Raw genomic sequence first — 21,589 nt, 5'->3', positions numbered from 1 at the left:
TATAAGGTATTAAAGGCTAAGGGTGTAAAATACATATATAACGTAATGATTTATATAAATAATATTAAAAATAGTGGATCAGCATTGTACGTGGTTAAGATCAGATCCTTATCTACTTGCAGATCAGCTTTTTACTAAGCGAATATTTACAATCTAAGTTACGCACAGGTTAAGCACTGAGTTACTCACAAATAACTACCTGTAGATCATATTTTTACTAAGTAAATTATAAAGTTATGCACTAAGCAATAGTGATAATGCATGGTTTAATTAGTATAGATCTGATCTGTAGTAAGTACAGATCAGATCTATGCTAACTCGAACTAAGCTTATCCACAGTGGGTTAAGATTTTTATATAATTTGTCGTGTAAAATATAAAAAAAAACACTTTGTAATGGACAAAATTATTATTTAGTTAGTAAAAATTTGGCTTATCAACACTCAGTTAGTAAAAATGTGATCTGAAAACGCTTGTCTTAAGTTTTCCTTAGTAAAATACTGATCTGAGCATTTTATTTGAAGTCAGATCACTTTTATACTAACTTAAACATTTAACTTTTGTGGCTTTATGTGTTGTTATTAGCTGTCACAATAAAAACGGAAATAAAAACCATGAGCCGAAAGGTCAACATCTCGGTAGATAACTTGCCCGATACACTTAGGGGCCAAATTCACGGGGTGGAAAGTGCGATCGATAACGAAAGCCTAGCACTATTTACAGATAATAAAGATGTGCGAATTTCGATAGAAAATGCAGCCCATGGGTTACGCGCTTACTCTAACACATTTAACCATTATGATCTGTGGGGACGTTTTGTTCGCTCAGGCCACAAAAAACTGCCACTTGAAGAAGCCCCTAAAAAAACCATCATTACGCGTAAAATATCTGAAAAAGTAGATGGTATTTTATATGACGGCGAAATAAAAATAACACCGGCTGTGGTCAGTACTCGTAAAGATGGCGAAGATGTAGAATATTTAGTGTGGCCATCAGATAGAGAAGAAAAAGTAGAGCGCGCATTAATTCGCCTAGCTTCAAAAGGTAAAATTGTAAAAATTAATTTTAAGTCCGGTATTCAATATGCCGTTGTGTTTTCTATGAACGAATTAGCACAAGAGCTTAAAGCGGTTGGCCAATCTATGCCATATCCGCAAATTAAAGAGTCGCTTGAAGCATTGCAAGGTTCTAAACTTTCTTTTAAATATTCTGCAACGGATACTAAAAATTCTGATATTGATGATTCGTTTTACGAGTCGAATATGAACTTTTTATCGTCTTTGCACTTTAGTGGTAAGAAAGGCCAAGGCGGAAACGTAAAATGTGTTGCGTGTTTAAATGCATTTGTACATAACATGATTGATAACCTTGAATACAAAGGTTATTACTTTAACAGTGCACAAGAATTAAAACGCGGATTATCGCGTTGGATGATGCTACGTTTATATCATTTATGGCGTTATGCAGCACCAGGAAAAACCTACCATTTTAGATTACTTTCTATTATGGAAAAATATGGCTCTATTTACTCAACGGATGATATTACCGAAAATAAATTAAAAGCACTGCGTCGTGATATGACAACCACGATGAAAGATTTAATTGAAAAAGGAGCAATATCTGAATACAGCATTACCAATGTTAAAGATGATAAAACCGGCAACATAGTCGATTACACTTATGAAATGCACCCGTCTGATCAATTTTGTGATGAGATATTGGCATTAAATAAACACAATAAGCGTATTGAAATACAAGGCGGCAAACGCATTGTTGAAAATGCGGTATTGATTGATGAAGATAAGCTGGAAGAAATTGTAGAAAAGTAATTCTATTTATTTTTACCAACAAATATATTAAAGGCCACATAATGTGGCCTTTTTAACATAATTTATTTAGTTACTTGTTCTAAATATAATCGGTCCACTAGAAAATCATATTCGCGTTTTCGGGGATGCGATAAGGGTTTTTCGTAATTCGGTAGTTCGCCAAATTTTACGTCGGGCTGTGGGTTAATTAGTATAAAAGGTAAAGCAGCACTAACATGATAGCGATTTTGTGCAGTGTACCTCACATTAACTTGAGGACTAACTCGAGTAGGGCGCCTAATTCGCAATTTTTCTTTTTCACCCAAACTGGCTACTCGAACCTGTTCTTGTGCAACCAGTGACTGCCATTTTTGCTGATCAATCATTCGCGGGTTTTTATAGCCTGCCGATTTTTCTAACATTTCAAGCGCCATTTTTTTTGTAAGTGTTTTGGTTGCGTGTTTATGCATCCAAGTAAAGCGAACAGAAAAAGGGGATTCAATTTCACTATGAATTTTACGATACGCCGCAAGCGTTATTAAATTTGGCATTGCATTATGCACCGCTTCAAATCGCGCGTCGTTATTATCTATTGCTAAAATACAATTTTTAAAAGCTGCTTTTGCACTATTTACCTGTGCTATGCGATCAATAATGGCTTGTTTATTCGCCTCTTTTATTACTAGCAAACCAGGGTGTCGCTTTAATACTCGGCTGCTTAGCCCTGGCTTTTTATACATATCTGAGAAAGCATTTAAAATTGCCTTATGTGCCAATTCCCCTGTTATTTTTGAAACGCTTATAGACTCAGGGATTATATTTTCTTCAGTACTACTAATCTCAGGTAATTGAAAATACTCTGCTTTAGCAAAGCCAACCTCTTTAAGCTCATCAATTAAGCTAAGTGTTAATTCATTGAGTAAATCAAACTGACTTCTTATTTGTACCTTTGTAACCATTAGCTACCCACCTAGAACACATCTTACTGAGTCACTATTTTCGCAAATAACCTTTTCTTTTGATAGATTTTTTATAAATAAAATTCTATTGCTAAGATTTATAACAATTTAAATTAAGTATGATGTGTTCTTTATGGTTTTTTTAAGTACTTTTGCTTCGCATATTTTAAAGGAAATAATAGAAGGGGTGAGTTAGGCACTGAGCTTTGTATGAAGCGCTAGCATAAATATTTAAAAGCGCATAATTGAGTAGCATTCTTTTTTAAAACTACCCGTAAAGTTAAGATTACATAAGCGCAAATTAAGTACGATGTGTTCCTATTACTATCTGTATCACCATCGCTTAGCTGTTAAGCTTCTACTCAAGCCATTATAATGCACACTCTACCTACTTAGATTATTGTTTTTAAATGTTTATTTATTTTTGCTTTATAAACTTGCTCATCAAAAGTAACTCAAAATAGGCTCTTAAATCTTATTAAAATTTAACTAATAATTAAATAATTGGTAAATAGTGTATTTAGTCCTTGAACAAAGCACACTGCATACGTTAATTTCATTACATCAGGTAATAGGAATGAGGAATGAACATGCAATCGTGGAACCCAAATAGCTGGAGAGAACTGCCAATACTGCAGCAACCACAGTACCCAGATCAAGACGTATTAAAGTCGGTAGAAAGCCAGTTGAAAAGTGCACCGCCTTTAGTATTTGCCGAAGAAACAAGAAGTTTATTTAAACAACTTGAAGACGTATGCGAAGGCCGTGCCTTTTTACTTCAAGGTGGAGATTGTGCAGAATCGTTTAGCGACTTTAATGCCGCTAATATTCGCGATACATTTAAAACCATCTTACAAATGGCTGTAGTATTAACCTATGGTGGAAAGTGCCCGGTTGTTAAAATTGCACGTATGGCAGGTCAATACGCTAAGCCACGTTCAGCCGACTTAGAAACAATAGACGGCGTTTCGTTGCCATCTTACCGTGGTGATATAGTAAATAACTTTGAGTTTACTGAAGAAGCGCGTATTCCAGACCCTCAACGTTTAATGACGGCATATCATCACAGTGCAGCAACGCTAAATTTGCTACGCGCTTTTGCACAAGGTGGACTTGCCGACTTACATCAAGTTAACCGTTGGAACATGGGCTTTGTTGCTGCTAATCCACAAAAAGCAAAATACCAACAACTTGCAGACAAAATTCAAGACGCGTTAGAATTTATGGAAGTGTGTGGTATTAATTCAACTATAGCGCCAAGCTTAAAAGAAACTGATTTATACACGTCACACGAAGCGTTATTACTAGGCTACGAAGAAGCATTAACACGTAGAGACCATTTATCAGGTGACTGGTACGATTGTTCAGCACACTTTGTTTGGATTGGTGAACGTACTCGCCAGTTAGACCATGCCCATATTGAATTTTTTAAAGGTATTAAAAACCCAATTGGCGTTAAAGTTGGACCAGGTATGGATCCAGACGAGCTTATCCGTTTAATCGATGCGCTTAACCCGGATAATATCCCAGGCCGATTAACACTTATCACGCGAATGGGTGCGGATGTATTACCAGAGAAGTTACCTGCGCTGGTGCGTAAAGTACAGCAAGAAGGTCGCAAAGTAATTTGGAGCTCAGATCCAATGCATGGCAATACTGAAAAAGCCAGCTCAGGTTACAAAACGCGTAGCTTTGATAATATCATGCGCGAAATTAGCCAATTCTTTGCTGTTCATAAAGCAGAGGGTTCTTACGCAGGCGGTGTTCATTTAGAAATGACCGGCCAACATGTAACAGAGTGTACTGGCGGTGCATACGGTTTATCTGACGATGACCTTGCTCAGCGCTACAAAACACAATGTGACCCACGCTTAAATGCTGATCAAGTATTAGAGCTTGGATTTTTAGTAGCTGATTTACTAAAAGATGCGCGTAAATAATACCCGCTCATAAATACCAAAAGCCGCTTTTATTTAGCGGCTTTTTTGTGTATTAACTGTGATTACGCGCTTAAATCACACATTAGTTTGTTAGTACTTACGACGCTCAAGGCCTGTATCAGAAATGATTTTTGCTGAAATTTCTTCAACAGAATGGTGAGTTGAATTTAAATGTGCAATTTTATGTTTTTTATACAGCATTTCAACTTCGCGCACTTCAATACGACACTGCCTGATTGATGCGTATTTTGAATTTGCCATGCGTCTGTCTCTTATTGCAGCCAAACGCTCTGGATCAATAGTTAAGCCAAACAGTTTATGCTTATAAGGCACTAAGCATTTTGGTAAACCTTCGCTTTCTAAGTCGTCTTCGGTGATCGGGTAATTTGCTGCTTTAATGCCATACTGCAAAGCTAAATAAAGACTGGTGGGTGTTTTACCACTTCGACTAACGCCAACTAAAATAATATCAGCCTCCGCAAAGTTTTTAATGTTGCCACCATCATCATTCATCAACGCGTAATTAACGGCATCAATTCTAAAATCATAACTTTTTTCATGAATAGAGTGTGTTCTGTGTACTTTTGGTACTGGCGCCACATTTAATTCTTTTTCAATTTTTTCACTATAGGTACTTAAAAAATCGTATGAAACTGCATCCGCTGAGCGAATAATCTCAGACAACTTATGATTCACAAAAGTAAAAAACACCAAAGGCTTTTCACCTTGCTTAGATGACGTGGCGTTAATAAGCGCTTTTATTTCATGCGCTTTTTCTTCAGTTTCTACAAAAGGGATTGTTTTATGATTAAATTCGACAGGGAATAAAGATAAAGTCGCATGACCAAACACTTCAGATGTGATTGCTGTGCCATCTGAAATATAAAACGCAGTTCTCATAAAGCCTCTTTTTTATTACATTTAATTTTAAAATCAGTGTATCACGGTTTACGTGGGGACGTTTGCCAGTGTAGAATGGTGGCGACCTTTATAAAAGGTTTTCTTTCTTAACTCTCACAGTTACTACTACAATTTGTTTTTTGGAGAAAGATCCGTGCAAGAATACGTTCTCTGGTATCAAGAGCTTGGTATGCAAGATGTTCCTCGAGTTGGCGGTAAAAATGCGTCACTTGGTGAAATGATTTCAAACTTAGCTAACGCAGGTGTGCAAGTCCCAGGTGGTTTTGCTACTACCTCAGACGCTTTTAACGAGTTTTTAGAACAATCAGGACTCAACGCAAAAATTCATGACATTTTAGATACACTCGATGTTGATGATGTAAACACACTCGCCAAAGTCGGCGCCGATATCCGCCAGTGGATTATCGATACCCCATTCCAACCTAGTCTAGACAAAGCAATCCGCGACGCATACAGCCAGCTACATGGCGACACAACTGCAGATGTTTCATTCGCTGTTCGTTCATCAGCAACCGCTGAAGATATGCCAGATGCCTCTTTTGCAGGCCAACAAGAAACGTTTTTAAACGTTGTTGGTATTGATTCTGTAATGACAGCCATCAAACACGTTTTCGCTTCGTTATTTAACGACCGTGCAATTTCTTATCGTGTTCACCAAGGCTACGATCACCGTGGTGTTGCCTTATCAGCAGGTATTCAACGCATGGTTCGCTCAGATAAATCAGCATCAGGCGTTATGTTTAGTATTGATACTGAATCTGGTTTTGAAGATGTTGTATTTATTACATCAAGCTATGGTTTGGGTGAAATGGTTGTACAGGGTGCTGTAAACCCTGATGAATTTTATGTTCATAAACCAACGCTGCTTAAAAACAAGCCATCAGTAGTTCGTCGTAATATTGGCTCTAAAGCCATTCAAATGATTTACTCACAAGACAAAGCTCACGGCAAACAAGTAGAAATTGTTGACGTAGATCCAGCGCTTTCAAACAAATTCTCGATTACAGATGAAGAAGTGCAAAACCTTGCCAAACAAGCTGTAATCATTGAAAAACATTACGGTCGTCCAATGGATATCGAATGGGCAAAAGATGGTAACGATGGCAAACTATATATAGTTCAAGCGCGTCCAGAAACAGTTCGTTCAAACGAAGACACTAACGTAATGGAACGCTTCCAACTGAATGGCAGCAGCAATGTTGTTGTTGAAGGCCGTGCAATTGGTCATAAAATTGGTAGTGGTGTTGTGCGTGTACTTGATTCAATCAAAGAGATGGACCAAGTACAAGTAGGTGACATTTTAGTTACCGATATGACCGACCCAGATTGGGAACCTATCATGAAGCGCGCGGCTGCGATTGTTACAAATCGTGGTGGTCGTACATGTCATGCTGCAATTATTGCACGTGAGTTAGGTATTCCAGCCGTTGTTGGTTGTGGTAATGCAACAGATTTAATTAAAGCTGGTCAAGAAGTTACCGTATCATGTGCCGAAGGCGATACAGGTTTCATCTATGAAGGTATTTTAGACTTTGAAGTGTTAACTTCACGCGTAGACGAAATGCCTGAACTGCCAATGAAAGTAATGATGAACGTAGGTAACCCAGATCGCGCATTCGATTTTGCTCGTTTACCACATTCAGGTGTTGGCCTTGCGCGCGTTGAGTTTATCATCAACCGTATGATTGGTGTTCACCCTAAAGCGTTATTAAATTTTGATGCACAAACAGATGCATTAAAAGCAGAAATCACTGACATGATTGCCGGTTACGAATCACCTGTTGAATTCTATATTGGTAAACTAGTTGAAGGTATTTCTACCCTAGGTTGTGCGTTTGCTCCAGAGCGTGTAATTGTTCGTATGTCTGATTTTAAATCAAACGAATACGCAAACTTAGTGGGCGGCCAGCAATACGAGCCAGGAGAAGAAAACCCAATGATTGGTTTCCGTGGTGCTGCGCGTTATATTTCTGAAGATTTCCGTGATTGTTTTGCCCTTGAGTGTGAAGCAATAAAACGCGTTAGAAATACTATGGATATGACTAACATCGAAATCATGATCCCATTCGTACGTACCCTTGAAGAAGGTAAACGCGTTATTGAATTACTTGAAGAGCATGGCCTTAAACGTGGCGAAAATGGTCTTAAAGTAATTATGATGTGTGAACTTCCGTCAAATGCATTAATGGCTGAAGAATTTTTAGAATACTTCGATGGTTTCTCTATTGGCTCTAACGATTTAACTCAGTTAACGCTTGGTCTTGACCGTGATTCAGGTTTAATTGCGCACTTATTTGATGAGCGCGACCCTGCAATCAAAAAGCTTCTTTCTATGGCTATTAAAACAGCAAAAGAAAAAGGTAAGTACGTAGGTATTTGTGGTCAAGGTCCTTCAGATCATGAAGATTTTGCTGCATGGTTAGTAGAGCAGGGCATTGATTCTGTCTCGCTTAACCCAGATACAGTACTAGAAACATGGTTATATTTAGCTGATAAACTCGCTAAATAAATTACCTTGTTAAAAAAATGCCAGCATCTGCTGGCATTTTTTATGGCTTAAAATGTGTGTTTTGCTAATTTTTTATCTAAATAGGCACATGAGCGAGTAAGCGCTTTTTGACACCAAGCTAAATAACCTCTCGCTTTTGGGTAATACATAGAAAAGCACAGTAAACCTGCAATAAAAAATATTAACGAGGGTCCAGGTACTACGGCAAATAGTAGTCCTAATAAAATAAACAGTGTCCCGCTGATCTGTATAAGTAGTTTTTTCATATAAACCTCATAGTAGGCGTTTAATTTGATTATAATTAGAGCTGCTCATATTACGATTAAAAGAGTGTTACAAACTGTAAAATCTTCAATTTCTATTAGCCATCACCATGATATAATTACACAAATGCATTAAAAAGCGCCGCCATGATAGCAACGATTACACAACAAGATGCCGCGACCGAATTGGTTGCAAATTACTTAAATACCATACAAAATCAAGGATTTACTGGAGATACAGACGCCAGTTATGCAACGAGGCTGACTGCATCAACCGATAACAGTATTTACCAGCAGCTTCCACAAGGTGTTATTTTTCCAAAAAACGAAAAAGACATTCAAATTGCCTTACAAACTGCATCTCATGACCCGTTTTTGTCGTTAACTTTTGGTCCTCGCGGTGGCGGCACAGGCACTAACGGACAATCTTTAACCCCAGGTATTGTGGTTGATTTATCACGTTACATGCGTGAAATCCTCGAAATAAATGTAGAAGAAGGTTGGGTACGAGTTCAAACGGGCGTGATAAAAGATCAACTTAACGACTTTTTAAAACCGTATGGATTTTTCTTTTCACCCGATTTATCTACCAGTAACCGCGCCACTATTGGCGGCATGATCAGTACAGATGCATCTGGCCAAGGTTCATTAGTTTATGGCAAAACAAGCGACCATGTTTTAGGGCTAACCACGTATTTATTCGACGGCACAGCAATGTCTACCAGCCCAATAGACATAGAAAAAGCAAAAATAATTGCCGATCAAGACTCATTAATTGGGCAAATATACAAAACAGTTTTAGATATTTCAATTAGTGAACGCGACGCTATATTAGCCAAATTCCCACGATTAAATCGCTTCTTAACTGGGTATGACCTAGAGCATGTACTAAGTGAAGACTTACAAACTTTTGATATGAGTCGACTAATTACAGGCTCTGAAGGCTCATTAGGTATAGTCACTGAGGCGAAATTAAACCTAACACCCATTGCTGAATTTAAAACACTCATCAATATAAAATATGACAGTTTTGATTCTGCACTTCGCCATTCACCATTTTTGGTTGATGCCCGTGCTACCTCGGTTGAAACCGTTGACAGCAAAGTTTTGAATCTTGCGCGCGAAGACATTATTTGGCATTCAGTATCGGACTTAATAACCGATGTACCAAATAAAGATATGCAAGGACTCAACATGGTTGAGTTTAATGCTGTATCACCACAAGATATAAAAGACAAAGTAGACACTTTATGTAAATTATTAGATGAGTGCGTTGAAAATCAAACTAATGGGGTTATTGGCTATCAGTTAACCAGCGATAAAAGCGATATACTAAAAATTTATGCAATGCGTAAAAAATCAGTGGGTTTATTAGGTAATGTAAAAGGAAGCCAAAAGCCCCTCGCGTTTGCCGAAGATACCGCCGTACCGCCTGAAAATTTAGCCGATTACATTGTCGAATTTAGAGCGCTACTTGATAGCCATAATTTACAATATGGTATGTTTGGCCATGTTGATGCCGGTGTATTACATGTTAGACCTGCACTGGATATGTGCGACCCAGAACAAGAAAAATTACTACGTACAATTTCAGATGAGGTAGTAAAACTCACCGCTAAATACGGTGGATTAATGTGGGGCGAGCATGGCAAAGGATACCGAAGTGAATACGGCCCTGAATTTTTTGGTGAGCATTTATTTACTCAATTACGCAAAATAAAATCTGTATTTGACCCAAACAATAAAATAAACCCCGGTAAAATATGTACGCCAATTGAAAGTAAAGACTCACTAGTTAGTGTTGATGGGCAGAAACGCTCTTATTTCGATAAGCAAATTTCTATTGATGTTAAAACCAGTTTTAACAATGCAATGACCTGTAATGGTAACGGCTTGTGTTTTAATTATGATGAAAACTCGCCAATGTGCCCATCTTATAAAGTGACCGGCGATCGTCGTAACTCACCTAAAGGTCGCGCGGGTTTAATGCGTGAATGGTTACGACTTCAAGAGTCAAAAGATGTTAATTTGCTTGAAGTAGAAAAAGAGCTAAACAAAGGTGAAGTGATCACCTGGTGGGAGCGTTTTGTTCATAGCCGTGAAAAAAATAAAGGCGTTTACGATTTTTCTCACGAAGTAAAAGCATCAATGGACGAATGTTTAGCATGTAAAGCGTGTACTACCGCTTGCCCAATAAAGGTAGATGTACCAACTTTTCGAGCTCGTTTTTTAAATTATTACCATAGTTATTATGCGCGCCCACTGAAAGATTATTTAGTGGGTAATATCGAAAATAGCGCACCGTTAATGTCAAAATTTGCTCGGATTATTAACCCAATTGTAAAAACATCATTGGTTAGTAGCATCATTAAAAAAACGGTTGGTTATGTTGATACCCCGCAGCTAAGTATTCCAGCACTCGGTAAACGTATAAACAAAGCGCAAAAATTTGATTTAAATTTACTTAAAAAATTAAGCGCCGATGAGCAAAATGAGTATGTACTCATTGTTCAAGACCCATTTACCAGCTTTTACGAAGCCGAATTGGTTGAGAGCTTTATTACACTGATCACACAGCTTGGAAAAAAACCCATGTTGTTACCATTTAAACCCAATGGTAAGCCTCAACATGTGAAAGGTTTTTTACATGAGTTTAAAGTGACAGCTAAAAATGCTGCAGAATTTCTAAATCAACTTAACGAGATCAATGCGCCATTAGTAGGTTTAGATGCATCTTTAGTGATGTGTTATCGCGATGAATATAATACAATTTTAGAAAATAACCGTGGTGATTTTCATGTGCTACTTGCCCATGAATGGCTAGAAACACAATCGTTTAAACAGTTAACGGCTAAACAAAATTTAAATACTGAATTTACGTTATTGAGCCACTGCACTGAAACAACCGCTTTACCAAAAGCGGCAAGTGTTTGGAAAACTATTTTTGATGAACTTGGTTTAACATTAAACACTACAAATACGGGTTGTTGTGGAATGGCAGGTACGTATGGCCACGAAGCACAAAACCAAGATAACTCTCGATCGCTTTACGAAATGAGTTGGAAACCTATTGTTGATAAAAATAAACCTGAGCAACTTTTATCAACGGGATTCTCATGTCGCAGCCAAGTTAAACGTTATGAAAAGTTTAAACCCAAGCATCCGATAGAGTTACTGGCAAATGTACTTAGTTAATAATTTAATTAATTAAGCTGAAAATAAAAAGGCGTAACTTATTATTAAGTACGCCTTTTTATTTTGCTTATATTTATTTAGTTTTTTTAGCAAAACTATCTGCTATAGGTTTTGTACTAATACCGTGAATAAACACACTAAATAAAATTGTTGTCATGGCAATGGTCGCAATTTGAAATTTGTTTTCTATTTGTGTGTCTATTACCATTAAGGTAAAAACAATTGAGGCCAATCCTCTTGGCCCAAACCAAGCAAATGTAAAACGCTCTTTAATTGTTAGTGCTGTAAATTGCAATGACAGCATAACCGGTATTATTCTAATTAAAGTCGTACTTAATAATGCATACGTTATTATCGCTAAATTTAATTTAGGTAAAACTAAATAAGCACATACAAATCCAAACAAACACCAGATCATTAAAGAAGTAAAGTCAGCAATATGCTCTGAGTCTTCTATCAACTCTTTGCTTATTTTAGTAGTGGCGTATTTATCAAATAATAAACCCGCAACAAACACCGCAATAAATCCACTGCCATGAAAATATTGCGTAATCGAAAACACCGCCATAGCAAAACCTAATAATAAAAAAGGACTCGTGTTTTGCGCAAAGTAATGGCGCTTCATTGCAAAATTTAAACACGGAATAAAAATAGCGGTACTTGTAAAGGCAATTAATAAGGCTAAACCAAGTTCTCTGCCAAACACACTTAACGTTTGCGTTGCTGTAATTGCAGATTCAGGATTTTTTGCCAGTAATATAAATATTAAAAAAATAGGAACACATAAACCATCATTCAAACCACTTTCGGTATTAATTCCTTCACGAATTTTTTCAGGTACCTGCGTACTTGCCAATAACCCTTTACTCAACGCCGCATCGGTAGGCGTTAATATTATTGCAAGTAACGCCGCTTGAATAACAGATAAATCGGCAAACAAAAATAACCCAACGGCAATCCCAAGTAATAACGTTAAGGGGAGGGCGATAAATAACAGTAAACTTGGATACTGAAAGCTATGTCTTAAAACACTTAATTTTGACTTAGCCGCATCAGAAAATAAAAAAATACTGAGTGTCAATTCTATAAAGGGCAGTAAAAAATCTATGCCGGTTTTTATTCTGCTACTTTCGTTAGGTAAAAGTGTGGCAAGCAATATCCCACCAATTACAAAAAACATTGGCCCTGTTACTTCGGTTTTTTCTAGTTGGCGAAATGTTAAGGAATAAACTAAAAATAAAACGCCAATAAATGAGATCACTAAGTATTCCATTAAATTTTCCTTTTAATTCCAGATTTAGCCCGCTCTTTTATATTTGTTTGAATATAAATTTGATCGGTTGTAGCAATTTTTGCATGGCCTAAATCTTCAGATAAATGTTTTAAAGGGCGAGTTTGCGCGTCATGCGTTGCCCCCGTATGGCGTAGCCAATGCGCAGTGGCCGCTTCTAATTGTTCCGCGTCATCTTTAAATCCATCATCAAGTAAAGATTGTTGCGCAATATCGAAACTTTGTTGTACCAATCTGCGAATTTGTCTTACTGTCATTCCACCCTGACCACGAATTTTATGAACTAGCGGGTCTGACTCATCAACGCGGGGCAGAGCAGGCAAGCCTCGATACAAGCGATAACGTTTTAAATACTCAAGAAAATCATCACTTAATGTTACATCGCGTAATTTATTTCCTTTGCCCATTATTCGTAAAAACCAAAAGCCATCATTATCTTGCCAAAAATGAGACATAACAGGTGACCATTGTGGTCGCTCTGATAATTCTGAAATTCGAAGGTAGAGTCCTTTTAAACAGGCGAGGGTAAATAAGTTTCTTTCATACTCTGGTTTTTTTTCGCATATATCTCTGGTAACGCCAAATACATATTCCCATTGAATATCACTTAATGTATCGGGGATTTGTATTTGCGATTGCACAACCAAGTAGGGACTATTTTTTTTAACAACAGGTACAAAGTTAGCAAAGGTTTTTTCTTCTAAAATAGCGAATTTATAAAATACATTGAGGGCAGTAAACATGGCCGATAATGTTTGCTGACTCGCAATAGATTCTTTTAACATGAAAGGGCGCCAATTTTGATTTAACCGACGAATTCCTTGCTCATCTTTATAACGCCATTGAACAGATGTAGATGCCCATTTTTTATCCGGTTCAACCATAAAATCAACATAGGCTTCAATATCTTCACGCTTAAGTTCAAATACAGATTTTTCAGCTATAAGCCATGACCATAAATAAAAACGTTCCAACTCATTACGAAAACGACTATAGGTTGCCTCAGATTTTCGTCCATAAACATATAAAAACTGGTATAAAAAATTAAGATCAGTCTTTGATTCAGTTACAGTCAAGCTGACTTGCTGTATAAAAGAGGCTAGTTCTGGATATTCTGATGAGAGTGTATTATCTTCAAGATGAGCTATTTGATAACGTAATTGTTTTAATGTATCGACCAGAGCAACAAGCATAATAGTAAAATATATAAGAAAATAATAGACTTATAGGTTAACCTTAAAGTCCGATACTGTCTAGTATTGGACATAATGAATTTTTGATATTTATGCTAAACGCAGATTTATTAACCATATACCTTATTAAAGGAAAAATCATGAAAAAATTACTTCTGTTGAGCATGTTAGTTATTAGCGTTTTATTAACAGGTTGCGCTACTACAGGCAGTGCTTCCCCTGGAGAAAAACGTGCTTTAGTACAAAGTATGAAATCGAATACATTAACTGCTCTATACGAAAAAAAACCAGATGTTAAAACCCAAATCGCAAACTCTGCCGGTTATGCTGTATTTGATAATGCTAATGTAAACGTTATTTTAGCCAGTTTTGGTGGTGGGTACGGTGTAGTAAAAAATAACCTAACCGGAAAATCTACCTATATGAATATGGGTGAAGCTGGTTTAGGCTTAGGTTTAGGTGTTAAAGATTTCAATATTGTGATGGTTTTTCACGATCAAGCAGCGTTAAATAGATTTATTAAACATGGTTGGGCGTTCGGTGGTAATGCCGATGCTGCTGCAAAATACCAAGATAAAGGTGGTGCTTTAGTTGCCGAAGCTATTGCTGACCAAGTTACTGTTTACTCTTTAACCGAAAGTGGCCTTGCACTGCAAGCTGTTTTAAAAGGTACTAAATTTTGGGTCGATTCTGAGCTAAATTAAGACCTCAAAACCCTCTCATAAGTGGGCTAGTTTGTATGATTACGCCCACTTTAATTTAAATCCTTGCAATTTAACATAACGTAATTTATGGGTTACTTATAATAAATTAGCTTACCCCTTACTATCTAGAACTCATAAACTGCACGACTACTATTATGTCGTGCAGTTTTAGTATTACGACTCTTGAGGCTTATACAGTATAGACTGATTTCGACCAGATTCTTTAGCTAAGTAAAGTGCTTTATCGGCATGGGTTAATACAACATCGATAGTTTGCTGATCTTGTGCTTTTGCTAAACCGATAGATATTGTAACTTGGCCATAAATATCGGTGTAACCTAAAATTTCTGTTTGTTCAACTTCGGTTCTAATCTTTTCGGCTACGAATAATGCATCTTCCTCAGATGTATTTGGTAGAATTATGGCAAACTCTTCTCCGCCTAATCTACAAACTGAGTCTGTTCTACGTACACTTTTATTCAATGTTGAAGCTATAGCAATCAGTACTTTATCGCCAATTGCATGGCCAGCTCTGTCATTTACAGATTTGAAGTGATCAACATCAAGCATCAAAATATAAGTTTCAGCTGTGACTAAGGTACTTTGTTCAAGCGCACTTTTTGCTAATTCCATAAAATGCCGCCGATTTGCTAAGCCAGTTAAACTATCGTATGTTGCCGCTTTAATTAAAGCTAGTTCAGCATCACGCCTTTGTTTATCTATTTTTTCTTGAATGATGGCACTAAAAATAATTAAACCTATGATAAACCATGAAATAACAACAACATATAAACCAAATAAATCTTCTAGTTTCACAGAAATTAAAGTCTTAATAAACAAATAACCTATTAATATAGGGACAAAACAACCGATACAAACTTGAAAACGAGCAATTCGTCCACCTATATGTGGCGATAATAAAGCATGAACTGCACCTTGCTTGGCATGGATAAACAAAACACTAATCCCAAGAAATATACCATAAGTTGTAGTTAAAATAGACATATGACCAAAAAATGATGTAATACCATAAGCATAACCAATTATCGACAGCATCGGCACTGCAAGTCCAACAAAAGCAACTACTTGTGCAGTCATTACCTTACCAAACTGACCCAATAGTAACGCAGAAGATAAAAATGCCATCATAATCGCAGTATTAATCCCCATCGAATTTGAATACCCAGCTTGTAACTCTGCGTTCACAGTATTTATGAATGGGGTAATATGTACGGCCATTTTGCTGGATAATAAATTATCACTTATAACTATAAGGGATGTTATAAGCGCAGTTATAGAAAGTAATGGGTTGAGGATTGTAAAATGTTTTTTATACTCTAAAAAAACACTAAAACCAATTAGTATTATAGTAATAGCGGTAAGCGGATTTGTTGCAGCCCCTCCGGCTATCGGCCTATATAATTGTTGTACAGAAAAAAAGTAACCCGAAGCAGATAACAAAGAGAGTAAAATACAGCCTAGCGCTAATGCTTTAGCGATAATTTCAACATAGCGAGTGCGATTTTCATAAGCTACTCTTTGTTTTTCGTTCTCAATTAAATCTAAGCTGATTAAAGCCATAACACGGTATTTTCTTCATTCAAAATCAATTATTTTAATGGTAGTAGAATCATAAAAATAAGCAATTTTAATTACCTACTTAGAAATATCTACTAATATGCAGTGATTTTAAGTGTATTAGTTAACTGAGTATCTAAGGCATCTGCCAGTTTTTCTGTTTCACTAAACACGGTGTTCCAATATTTAATACGCGTGTCTGCATCAAGATCAGTAAAGTCGTTTCTGTCTGGGATTTTTCCGTAAGGTAAACCCGCGACAAATTCTTTTGATGGGGTGATCATCACAACGTTATCATAATTTTGTGGTGACACTTTTCGTTTTAAATTTTTATCGAACCACCCTGCTTTTGGTTCTGAATTAAAATGCGGATACAAAATTAAGCCTGGGTTATTAATTTTTAAATCAAAGTGGTAATCAATAATGCCGCCATCGCGGTAAATTCCTGGTGGGGAACCGGCAATATTTTTTATGCCTTGCATTACTAGTGGTATAGAGCCCGATGCCAATAAGGCATCTTTTAAATTTGTTTGTGTGAGTGCGATATTTTGAGTTTTAAAATTGTAGCTGTCGGTAATACTTAAATCACTATTGGGCGCGCCAAAAATAAAACGCTCATATTGCGAGCCTAATAATTTTCGATTAACGCGGTTAAGCATATAACTTTTTGATAAACCCAAAAGCTGTATTAATTTATTCTCACTGGCAATAAACCCGTTAGATTTTGCGACAATAAAATGCGCTTTAAATACCGGATTATTTATAATTTCAGTAACGCCATCATCACCAAACACATCTTCAAGTAATGCGCGGGCTTTAGTGGTAATCTCAGTTGGGGTGGGTTTATTACTAGAATATCGGGTTTGCGAATACGATTTTGCTAAACGTTCAATGGCTTTAGCCGGATCGTTTTGTGCAAAACACGCAGAACGAAAAGCCCCTGCCGATGAGCCAATTAAATTAAGCGGTTGAGTACGGTGTTTAAAAAACTCGCCAAATATATATTTGTCTAAGCCAAATAAGGTAAACCATTTAGGGCCACCACTCGCCCCTAAAAACGAGGTAAAAAGCTCGGGTTTAAACCCTTGTTCGTTTATTATTTTTGCTGCAGTTTTACCTGCAAAAATGTCGATCATCTAAAAATACTACCTGTAGAGTCGCAGTTTAACGTTGTTAAAGCCAAACTTAAAAATGAATACTTATGCAATGTAAAACTTTTAAACTTTAATCTTAATCCCAAATTCCGTCTTCACATTTGCCCTGCACTTTTACGTTTTTTACCTTAAACTCAGGCTCTATGCCTTTGTCTCTTTGTGCGTGGTAGTCGTTAGTAACAGACAAAATAGTTGGCGTTAACAGTATACTAGCGATAACGTTTACTACTGTCATTAACCCTAGAGCAATATCGGCTAAATCCCATACTTGTTTTAAGGTGGCTGATGCGCCCCACAACATCATTGATAAATAAAGCAAAGTATAAATACCGCGCCCTACTTTGTTATCAAGCTTAAATAGGTGCAGGTTACTTTCAGCGTAGGCGTAGTTAGCAACCACCGAGGTAAATGCAAATAAAGTAATGGCAGCGGCTACAAAATACACGCCGCCTTGTGCTAAATGTGAGGTCATAGCGGTTTGGGTTAAACGAATGCCTTCCATTTCGCCGCTTATGTTCACATCGCCCAATAAAATAATAACCGCGGTACAGCTACAAAGTACAATGGTGTCGAAAAATACGCCTAGCATTTGTATGTAACCTTGGGTAACTGGGTGATTAGGTATGGGGCTGGCACTTGCCGATGCATGCGGCACGCTACCTGCGCCTGCTTCGTTTGAATATAAGCCCCGTTGAATACCATTTTTAATCGCCGCCCCCATGGCGCCTGCTCCCGCTTCTTGTAAGCCAAACGCGGATAAAAATATATCTTTTAGCATACTGGGTACTTGGGTAAAGTTAATCAGTGTAATTACCACAGCAACAAGCACAAACACGATGCCCATAACAGGGACTACTCGCTCAGCAAAACGGGCAATGGCTTTAAATCCACCTAAAATAATTGAACCGGCTAACAAAGTGATCACGATGCCGGAATAGTGTGTGGGAATTTCAAAGGCATAATTAAGCGCATCGGTAATGGTGTTGGTTTGCATGGCGCTAAAGGTAAAGCCGTAACCTAAAAATAAACAGGCGGCAAACACAATAGCAAACGCACGGCTGCCTAAGCCTTGTTGAATATAATACGCAGGGCCACCTCTAAAATCGCCATTACTATCACGAATTTTATAAATTTGCCCAAGAATACTTTCTGCAAAACCGGTCGCCATACCCAGTATGGCAATCACCCACATCCAAAATATGGCGCCACTTCCACCAAGTGATATAGCAACAGCCACACCGGCTAAATTACCAGTACCAACACGCGCACAAAGCCCCGTACATAACGCCTGAAAGGAGCTAATGTTATTTTTATCACACTTGCTACTGCTTTTTAGCAAGCTAAACATATGTGTAAATTTAACGAGTTGAATAGCTTTTAAACGCACAGAAAACCATATGCCAGCAAAAAGTAAAATGTAAATGAGTACTTGGCCTTCGCCCCATAAAAGGATATTTACACTTTTGATCAGCGTGTCGAACATCAGGCTTCCTTTTTATTATTATTTGCCACGGTATTAATTTAGCGACGTGAGTGTTTAAGTTTAGTAGAGACTTAGCCACTTTATAATAAAGCTAATTAGATGTGAATTATTTTTCTTTATTAATGAATATAAATTCACCCAACAAGCTGACTTATATTGCAGTGTAATTGCTGATGTAAAAGGAATGTTTTAGAAAGGAATTAGTCGCGTGCTTTAATAACCGTTAGCGCATTATTTTCGAGGTAAAAAACCGAATATTTCTCACGGCTAAATGACTGCCATGAGAACACAGTAAATGCTGATTTATTATCTTGCTGATAATAAACACACAGCTACGCTATGTAGCTGTGTTTATAATCATCCTGATCTGGGTGATGGTTTTTTAAGTAGTTATGGCCTGCTGCTAAACCAAGTTTATAGTCAAATCGTAAGTCATCATTTGAGCTGCCTAATAACTTACTATAAAGCTTTTGATTTGCAAAAATTTGGATTATTTCTACATCTTTTGGTGGGTTAGCAATAAATGCTAACTCATCTTCGTAGGCTTGCTCATGCTGTAATAAGTAGTCTATTGTTTTTGGGCAATAGCCAGATACTTCAACAAATGATTTTAATTTACTTACCCATGCTGATTGAGCCTGAAAGGCTTCATCAACGGTGCGTATAACCACAATTTTGCGTGCGCCACGATTATAGGCTTCGCGTACAGGAAGCGGTGCGGCAAGGCCACCGTCTAAGTAAAAATCAGACTCTGACTGTATCTCAGTCTTACCTAATTCATTAGCAGCTAATGCATTTAACCATGGCGTGAGTTTTACACCTTGTTTATATAAAAATGGCAGTGCACTTGACGCTTTCAATAGATCTCGCCATTGCTGGCCTTCACCGGTTGGTGATAAAAAATAAGGTTTTCGATCACGGGCATTAGTGGCAGTAATTAATAGCTCACGGTCACCTAAACTGGCTTTTGCGGTTTTAAAATCAAGCGCTCTGTTAACTTCGGTAGTTTTATCAAAGTACCAATCTAGGTCAACAATATGTTTACCCATTAGACCGCGACCTAATTGAAAAAAACGTTTATGACGCGAAAGGCCTCTTATTAAGCGTTTGGCATACCCTTTTTGGCGAGCTAAATAGCTCGTTAAGTTTTGAGAGCCTGCAGATGTGCCAATAAATAAGTCAAATGGATCATACTCTTGCTCTAACCAGGCATCGAGTACACCCGCGGTAAATATCCCTCGTTGTCCGCCACCTTCTGCTATCAGCGCTACTTTTGGCTGCACTGAGTTGTTGCCTGAATGGGGTGTCGTACTATTTTGAGATTTCACGCTTTACCTTCCTATTTATTTAGCTGAATTGTGTTGCATACCCTTATAATAATTGTTCAATATCCATAATTAAAATTGATTGTTTAAATCAGTTCTATTGAAAAAATAGAATAAACCTTTTCATTGCCACTTTTTAAATAATGTAAAATGGCCCCGACGTAATCAACTTTAATCTGTTTAATAGCATAACAAGCGTTGAGTGTACGCTTGCTTAACCAATTGCTTATCCGTGTTTTATTTGCATTAAAATTTCAAGCGCTTTATGGCGCTTTTCATTATCAAATAAGTCGTTGGTGAATATAAGCTCATCAACCCCTAATTGATTTACAATCATTTCTAGCTTGTGTTTAATACTGGCTGGCCCACCGGTAACACTTAACCCTAAAAAACTCTCAACATGAGCGCGCTCTTGTTCGCTCCACAAACCTTCCATTGTTTCTACTGGGGGTTTTAACCACAGCTCGTCGCCTCTAATTAACGATAACACTCGCTGTTTGGATGTAGTTGATAAGTACTGTGCTTCTTCATCTGTATCTGCAGCCACTAAAGGTAATGCCAACATGACATAAGGCTTAGCTAATACATTTGATGGTTTAAATTCTCGTTTATACAAGGCTACTGCATCATGCACAAAACGCGGTGCAAAGTGCCCCGCAAATACATAAGGTAATCCTTTTTGTGCAGCTAACTGCGCACTAAATAAACTTGAACCTAAAAGCCAAATGGGCACATTGGTGTTTTCACCAGGTATTGCTCGCACGCGCTTAGTTCCCTCATAAGGGCCCAATAATGTTTGTAACTCGCTAACTTCATTAGGAAAGTTTTCAGCACGACTGATATCGTTATTTAATGCACGACTTGTTACAGGATCACTACCCGGGGCGCGCCCTAACCCTAAATCAATTCGACCTGGATATAAACTTTCTAAGGTGCCAAATTGCTCCGCAACAACTAAAGGAGCATGATTAGGCAACATAATTCCACCCGACCCTACGCGTATTTTTTTAGTGTTTCCGGCTATATGCCCCACCAAAATTGAAGTAGCCGCACAAACAATCCCAGGCATATTATGATGCTCGGCTAACCAAAAACGGTTAAAACCGAGTTCCTCGGCTTTTTGTGCGTAGGCTGTACTTTTATTTAAGGTGTCACTCACAGTGGCACCTTTAGGCATAGGCGCCAGTTCTAATAACGAAAAAGGAATGGTTGATAACAAAGTAGCACCTCCAAATTAAATAGCGATTTATAGCGCTAGCCATAAATA

At 37.5% G+C, this 21,589-nt stretch carries 15 protein-coding genes; 5 read left to right on the top strand and 10 right to left on the bottom strand.

The annotated features are described in order from the left end of the window. Positions 1 to 613 precede the first annotated feature (613 nt). Entirely contained in the window at positions 614 to 1,828 is a 1,215-nt protein-coding gene (locus PISS_RS18810; protein ID WP_013463357.1) for a hypothetical protein, read from the top strand. Between the two features lie 62 nt (positions 1,829 to 1,890). On the opposite strand, the gene PISS_RS18805 is transcribed toward PISS_RS18810, so the two are convergent. Continuing rightward, positions 1,891 to 2,766 (bottom strand): DNA replication terminus site-binding protein, encoded by an 876-nt coding sequence (locus PISS_RS18805; protein ID WP_058156099.1) that lies wholly within the window; start codon positions 2,764 to 2,766, stop codon positions 1,891 to 1,893. A 590-nt stretch (positions 2,767 to 3,356) separates the two neighbouring features. Here PISS_RS18805 and PISS_RS18800 point away from each other — a divergent pair. Next, entirely contained in the window at positions 3,357 to 4,706 is a 1,350-nt protein-coding gene (locus PISS_RS18800; protein WP_024602472.1) for a class II 3-deoxy-7-phosphoheptulonate synthase, read from the top strand. A gap of 90 nt (positions 4,707 to 4,796) precedes the next feature. Here the strand turns inward: PISS_RS18800 and ppsR are convergent, their stop codons facing one another. Continuing rightward, positions 4,797 to 5,606 (bottom strand): posphoenolpyruvate synthetase regulatory kinase/phosphorylase PpsR, encoded by an 810-nt coding sequence (gene ppsR / locus PISS_RS18795; RefSeq protein ID WP_008464475.1) that lies wholly within the window; start codon positions 5,604 to 5,606, stop codon positions 4,797 to 4,799. 154 nt (positions 5,607 to 5,760) lie between these two features. Here ppsR and ppsA point away from each other — a divergent pair, with 154 nt between their 5' ends. Then, on the top strand, positions 5,761 to 8,136 hold the full coding sequence (ppsA, locus tag PISS_RS18790) for a phosphoenolpyruvate synthase (RefSeq protein ID WP_058156097.1): 2,376 nt from the start codon (positions 5,761 to 5,763) through the stop codon (positions 8,134 to 8,136). A gap of 47 nt (positions 8,137 to 8,183) precedes the next feature. Here the strand turns inward: ppsA and PISS_RS18785 are convergent, their stop codons facing one another. After that, positions 8,184 to 8,402 carry a PGPGW domain-containing protein gene (locus PISS_RS18785; protein ID WP_013463352.1) on the bottom strand — a complete coding sequence of 73 codons (219 nt, stop codon included), beginning with the start codon at positions 8,400 to 8,402 and terminating at the stop codon, positions 8,184 to 8,186. Between the two features lie 144 nt (positions 8,403 to 8,546). Between PISS_RS18785 and ydiJ the strand changes: the two genes are divergently transcribed. After that, entirely contained in the window at positions 8,547 to 11,594 is a 3,048-nt protein-coding gene (ydiJ, locus tag PISS_RS18780) for a D-2-hydroxyglutarate dehydrogenase YdiJ (protein ID WP_058156095.1), read from the top strand. A 73-nt stretch (positions 11,595 to 11,667) separates the two neighbouring features. On the opposite strand, the gene PISS_RS18775 is transcribed toward ydiJ, so the two are convergent. Together PISS_RS18775 and PISS_RS18770 are read right to left on the bottom strand one after the other, a co-directional pair. Further along, positions 11,668 to 12,867, bottom strand: coding sequence for a cation:proton antiporter (locus PISS_RS18775; protein WP_013463350.1), 1,200 nt, complete (start codon positions 12,865 to 12,867; stop codon positions 11,668 to 11,670). After that, the gene (locus PISS_RS18770; protein ID WP_058156093.1) at positions 12,867 to 14,078 is read right to left on the bottom strand and encodes a tyrosine-type recombinase/integrase; all 1,212 of its coding nucleotides are present in this window, start codon (positions 14,076 to 14,078) and stop codon (positions 12,867 to 12,869) included. Before PISS_RS18770 ends, PISS_RS18775 begins: the two co-directional genes overlap by 1 nt. Before the next feature lie 140 nt (positions 14,079 to 14,218). Here PISS_RS18770 and PISS_RS18765 point away from each other — a divergent pair, with 140 nt between their 5' ends. Then, a complete protein-coding gene (locus tag PISS_RS18765) occupies positions 14,219 to 14,782 on the top strand; it encodes a lipid-binding SYLF domain-containing protein (protein WP_008108715.1) in 564 nt (187 codons plus the stop codon). Between the two features lie 174 nt (positions 14,783 to 14,956). Here PISS_RS18765 and PISS_RS18760 read toward each other — a convergent pair whose 3' ends face one another. The 5 genes from PISS_RS18760 to PISS_RS18740 form a co-directional block, all read right to left on the bottom strand. Further along, the gene (locus PISS_RS18760; protein WP_058156091.1) at positions 14,957 to 16,363 is read right to left on the bottom strand and encodes a GGDEF domain-containing protein; all 1,407 of its coding nucleotides are present in this window, start codon (positions 16,361 to 16,363) and stop codon (positions 14,957 to 14,959) included. 92 nt (positions 16,364 to 16,455) lie between these two features. Further along, complete coding sequence (locus tag PISS_RS18755) at positions 16,456 to 17,496, bottom strand: patatin-like phospholipase family protein (RefSeq protein WP_058156089.1); 1,041 nt, start codon at positions 17,494 to 17,496, stop codon at positions 16,456 to 16,458. Between the two features lie 94 nt (positions 17,497 to 17,590). Then, a complete protein-coding gene (locus PISS_RS18750; RefSeq protein ID WP_058156087.1) occupies positions 17,591 to 18,997 on the bottom strand; it encodes an alanine/glycine:cation symporter family protein in 1,407 nt (468 codons plus the stop codon). A gap of 332 nt (positions 18,998 to 19,329) precedes the next feature. Beyond that, on the bottom strand, positions 19,330 to 20,325 hold the full coding sequence (locus tag PISS_RS18745) for a patatin-like phospholipase family protein (RefSeq protein ID WP_058156086.1): 996 nt from the start codon (positions 20,323 to 20,325) through the stop codon (positions 19,330 to 19,332). A gap of 223 nt (positions 20,326 to 20,548) precedes the next feature. Then, a complete protein-coding gene (locus PISS_RS18740; protein WP_083494684.1) occupies positions 20,549 to 21,541 on the bottom strand; it encodes an LLM class flavin-dependent oxidoreductase in 993 nt (330 codons plus the stop codon). Positions 21,542 to 21,589 lie beyond the last annotated feature (48 nt).

Source organism: Pseudoalteromonas issachenkonii, from assembly GCF_002310795.1.
Classification (GTDB): Bacteria; Pseudomonadota; Gammaproteobacteria; order Enterobacterales; family Alteromonadaceae; genus Pseudoalteromonas; species Pseudoalteromonas tetraodonis.
The sequence above is the reverse complement of the archived record's forward strand: the minus strand, read 5'-3'. Positions and strand labels throughout refer to the sequence as shown.